We start from the raw sequence: 4,337 nt of genomic DNA, 5'->3' as shown, positions 1-4,337 counted from the left end.
AGAAAGCCCTCCAATGTCTTGCCGAGCTCGACGATGCCGTGATCTGCCTCAACGCCCGCCTTGTCGAGCAGCGGTTTGGCGTCAGCGCTGTAGCCGATCGCCTTAAGATGGCCGAAGGCGTGCTTGGCGAAATCGATCGCCGCACCTTCCTTCATCAGCATGGCGCAGCCGTCTTTGGACACGATGATCGCGACGGCGTCGAAGATGACAGACGGCGTGCCGGCGAGTTGGCCGTCGGCCTTCAGCATCTTGCCGTCCTTGAGCTTCACGCCGCCGATCTTTGGCGCCACGATCTTGACGGTTCCGCCTTCGCCTTCCACCGCAGCCTTGACGGCTGCAACCATCGCTCCATCCGCCCCGTCCGAAACGAGGATACCGATGCTGCGGCCCTTGAGTGTCTGGGGGTACTTACCGACGATCCTGAGGGCCGGAGACGGATCCATGTCGATCGGGGCCACGGCGGCCTTCGATGCTTTCGGCAACGGCATTGCAAGGCCGTTGGCGACGCGCTTAGCCAAGGTCTCGTCGACATTGACGAGGTTGGCCATCACCTGATTGCGGACATGTTGGAGTGTAACTTTCGAGAGCTCGAAGACGAGCGCACTGGCGAGATGGGCCTGCTCGCTCTCGCTCTGCGAGCGGAAAAACAGACGAGCCTGGCTGTAATGGTCGGCGAAGCTTTCCGACCGCAAGCGCACCTTGTGCTCGTCCATCGGCACGGCGGCGGTGCGGAAACCTCCCACCGGGTCCTCGCGCGGGCCGCCATCCTCGCCGGCCTCCGACAGGCTGTTGGGCTCGTAATTGGCGCGACCGGTGAAGACCTGCGTCTGCATCTGGCCATCGCGTTGCAGGTTTTGGAAGGGGCAGCCCTTGGCCCTGTTGATCGGCAGCTGATGGAAGTTCACCGTGCCGAGCCTGGAAAGCTGGGTGTCCTGGTAGGAAAACAGGCGCCCCTGCAGCAGGGGATCCTCAGAGACGTCGATGCCCGGCGGCATGTTGGTCGGCAGGAACGCGACCTGCTCGGTCTCGGCGAAGAAGTTGTCCGGGTTTCGGTTCAAGACCATACGCCCGATCACGCGGATCGGCACCAGCTCCTCGGGAATCAGCTTGGTCGCGTCGAGGATGTCGAAGGGCAGCGCGTCAGCCTCTGCCTGCCTCAGCAACTGCACGCCAAATTCCCACTCCGGGAAATCGCCTTTTTCGATCGCCTCATAGAGGTCGCGGCGGTGGTAGTCCGGGTCGGCGCCRGCGATCTTCACCGCCTCGTCCCAGCAGGTCGATTGGGTGCCGAGCTTGGGCCGCCAATGGAACTTGACGAAGGTCGGCTCGTCCTTGTCGTTCAGCAAGCGAAAGGTGTTGACGCCGAATCCTTCGATCATCCTCAGCGAGCGCGGGATGGTGCGGTCCGACATCGCCCACATGATCATGTGGGTCGATTCCGGCATCAGGCCGATGAAGTCCCAGAAGGTGTCATGGGCGCTGGCGGCCTGGGGATAGCCGCGATCTGCCTCCATCTTCACGGCGTGGATCAGGTCAGGAAACTTGATCGCGTCCTGGATGAAGAAGACGGGGATGTTGTTGCCGACGAGATCCCAGTTGCCCTCCTTGGTGTAGAACTTGACTGCGAAGCCGCGGACGTCGCGCGGGGTATCGACCGAGCCCGCGCCGCCGGCCACCGTCGAGAACCGCGTGAAGAGCTCGGTCTTGACGCCGACCTCGGTCAGAATCTTTGCGCGCGAGAACTCAGCCAGCGAGTCCGTCAGCTCAAAGAAGCCGTGCGCGGCGGAACCGCGCGCATGGACGATGCGCTCGGGAATGCGCTCATGGTCGAAGTGCTGGATCTTCTCACGCAGCACGAAATCCTCAAGCAGCGTGGGCCCGCGGCTGCCTGCCTTGAGCGAGTTCTGATTGTCGCTGACGGGAACGCCGTGATTGGTGGTGATGCGTCCTGCCGGTGCAGACGCCGTCTGATGCAACTCGCCGCCATTGCCGGGTTTGGCCTTGATGAGCGTCGTGTCGTCTCGCGGGGAGCGGGCCATCGATTTAAATCCTTGCGTCTACCGAGTTCAGTGCGGGCTTGAAAGTGGGGTTCGGGTAACGAACAGGAGGCTCCGTCGATCCGTCGAAGTGCACGATCGCTTCCGTCGATCATTCGTGTACCTCAGGGGCTGGGTCTCGCTGGCAAACCCGCTTAACGACCAGCCTGTTCCCACCATGATTTTTAATTCTGGAGTTATCCGCCGCTCTGGGCATCAGCAGCCATGCTGCACGGGCTAAGAGCCCGATCCCAGCCCAATGCCCAACAGGCATAAACGTCGCTTACCCCACATCCAACGGAGCTGCGATGAAAGCGGACGAAACGGCGGGTGGTGACGCATCACCGCAACCCGCCGCTTCGCTCAACTCAACGGCAAATTCTAGTGCGTCTGATGACGACTTCGCCGAAGCGATTAACGCGCCGCTTCACGACCATTCGACAGTCGTTATAGCGCTCCCTGACGAGCCGCCGCTCTCCATATCCTCGGCGCTCGCGATATCGAGGCTCAGCAAAGCTTTCCCGCTCCCGATAGCGCGGACGATCAAAATCGCGCCTGTCCATCCCTGACCTTTCAACGCCCATTTCGACCCTGACTTGAGAATGGGCTGGCGCACCGAAAACCGCAGTGGCTGCAATCCCGGCTGCTAATAAAATCTGACGTAACATTGTGTAACTCCCCTTTGCTGGATCACGTTGGTCTTGGCCCCGAGTGGATGTAACGAAAGGAGCCCACCCCGCGAGGGGTCGGCTCCAATTGATCATTCGATGATCTGAACGATCTTGCGGGTCTTCGGCTCGACGAGCACAGTCTGGTCATTGACCACCGTGTAGCGGTACTCGGTCTTGCCGTACTTCGACGGGACCTCGCGATATGTGATCGTGTCCGGCAGCGTCGCGCCGACGACGATTTTTTCCTTGTACGGCACGGAAGCGACGTGCTGCTCTTTCACGTAGGTGCGGAACTCGGTGCGATGATCGGCACTGATGCCACCGACAACCGCGCCAGCGACCGCGCCGCCGACCCCGCCAACTGCGGCTCCAACAGGACCGCCGACGATTGCGCCACCCACGGCGCCGGTGGCGGCGCCCGCGGCAGCGCCACCGGCCGCCCCCTGGTTCGACTGGGCGAATGCCGTGGCCGGGACGAGGACAAGAGCAGCGATGACAGCAATATTCTTGATCATGGTTCATCTCCCTTTGTTGAACTTGGCTGTGAATCCCCAGCACACATCAAAACGTGGAGCCCGCTTGGCGGTTCCATGAATAACGGTTCATAATGAGAGGGTTAGCCCGGCTAAGAAGTGCCGACGCGGAACTTAAAAGCAAACGGAACGTATGGTTGAGGCGCGGCCAAGGAGAGCGTCATGTTCTTGCAAATTGCGGGTATAATCGTGCCATTGAGCCTCGTCGGGGTGGCAGACAATGAGCCGCTCCAGAATCCGGTCTACACCTGTCAATTCAATGCCGGGCGGATCGTCATCGAGCAGGTCAATGAGGTGGGCGACCTGACGGTCGAAGTTGAGGGGAAAGCTCGCCAGTACGTTCGGGAAAATCGTAAACTTGTCCCGCGCGATAAAGGCCTGCCATCTCTGCTCTTCGAGCCGGATCTGAAACAGTGGCAGTTGCTGAACGACCTCGGCGAGCCTACCGAGAGCGCGGTGTGCACCGAGAAGCCGTCGCTCAAGACAGGCTGACGAGTAATGAAGCCTTTCGGGGCCTTTTTGGGGAATGGACGCCAATGATCCGTGTAGCTATCGCCGCAGCCGGCCTCGTGATCAGCTATTCTGCCGTAGTGGCGCAATCCGACCCAATAGCCGAACGCAAGAACCTGATGAAATCAGTGGGAGCCGCCACGAGCCTGGGGGCTAAAATTGCCAAGGGCGACGAGGCGTTCGATGCGGTGAAGGTTCAGGGGATTTTTAAAGTCTATGTCGACGCCGCCAAAAAGATGCCGAGTTTGTTCCCTGAGAAATCTAAAACTGGTAGCGACACCACGGCAAGTCAAAGAATCTGGGATGATCAGGCCGCTTTCCTGGCGGCCTTCGGCAAATTCGAGGCTGAAGCTAAGTTCGCCATGGCTGTAACTGACCTCGCCGGGTTCAGCGCCGCTTTCGGTGACGTAACGAAGAACTGCAGCACTTGCCACGAGACCTACCGTATAAAAAAGTAAGCCCATCGGCCCACTTCATAGCGCTATAATTTTCGCGAAACGCAGTACCTTTTCCCGGCCGCTAAAACGGTTGCGGCCCAGGAGAGCGCCGTTGCCACCTGAGATGTCATCCACAACGGTGCCTACAAC

4 protein-coding genes are annotated in these 4,337 nt (G+C 60.1%); 2 read left to right on the top strand and 2 right to left on the bottom strand.

Annotation, left to right across the window (positions count from 1 at the left end; all coding sequences use genetic code 11):
* The coding region (locus AC1DZY_RS26315) for a catalase (RefSeq protein WP_476823108.1) at positions 1–2,039 on the bottom strand (2,039 nt) is incomplete at its 3' end.
* A 757-nt stretch (positions 2,040–2,796) separates the two neighbouring features.
* Positions 2,797–3,222: a DUF1236 domain-containing protein gene (locus AC1DZY_RS26310; protein ID WP_476823107.1), complete on the bottom strand. Its 426-nt coding sequence runs from the start codon at positions 3,220–3,222 to the stop codon at positions 2,797–2,799.
* Positions 3,223–3,402: 180 nt separating this feature from the next.
* Here AC1DZY_RS26310 and AC1DZY_RS26305 point away from each other — a divergent pair, with 180 nt between their 5' ends.
* Positions 3,403–3,732: a hypothetical protein gene (locus AC1DZY_RS26305; protein ID WP_476823106.1), complete on the top strand. Its 330-nt coding sequence runs from the start codon at positions 3,403–3,405 to the stop codon at positions 3,730–3,732.
* 44 nt (positions 3,733–3,776) lie between these two features.
* A complete protein-coding gene (locus AC1DZY_RS26300) occupies positions 3,777–4,208 on the top strand; it encodes a c-type cytochrome (protein ID WP_476823105.1) in 432 nt (143 codons plus the stop codon).
* The last annotated feature ends 129 nt before the right edge of the window (positions 4,209–4,337 follow it).

The organism is Allobosea sp. P2_A10 (genome assembly GCF_056405115.1).
The sequence above is the reverse complement of the archived record's forward strand: the minus strand, read 5'-3'. Positions and strand labels throughout refer to the sequence as shown.

Coding starts and splice junctions, on each gene's coding strand:
- AC1DZY_RS26310 (WP_476823107.1), bottom strand. CDS start 3,222: ATGATCAAGAATATTGCTGTCATCGCTGCTCTTGTCCTCGTCCCGGCC.
- AC1DZY_RS26305 (WP_476823106.1), top strand. CDS start 3,403: ATGTTCTTGCAAATTGCGGGTATAATCGTGCCATTGAGCCTCGTCGGG.
- AC1DZY_RS26300 (WP_476823105.1), top strand. CDS start 3,777: ATGATCCGTGTAGCTATCGCCGCAGCCGGCCTCGTGATCAGCTATTCT.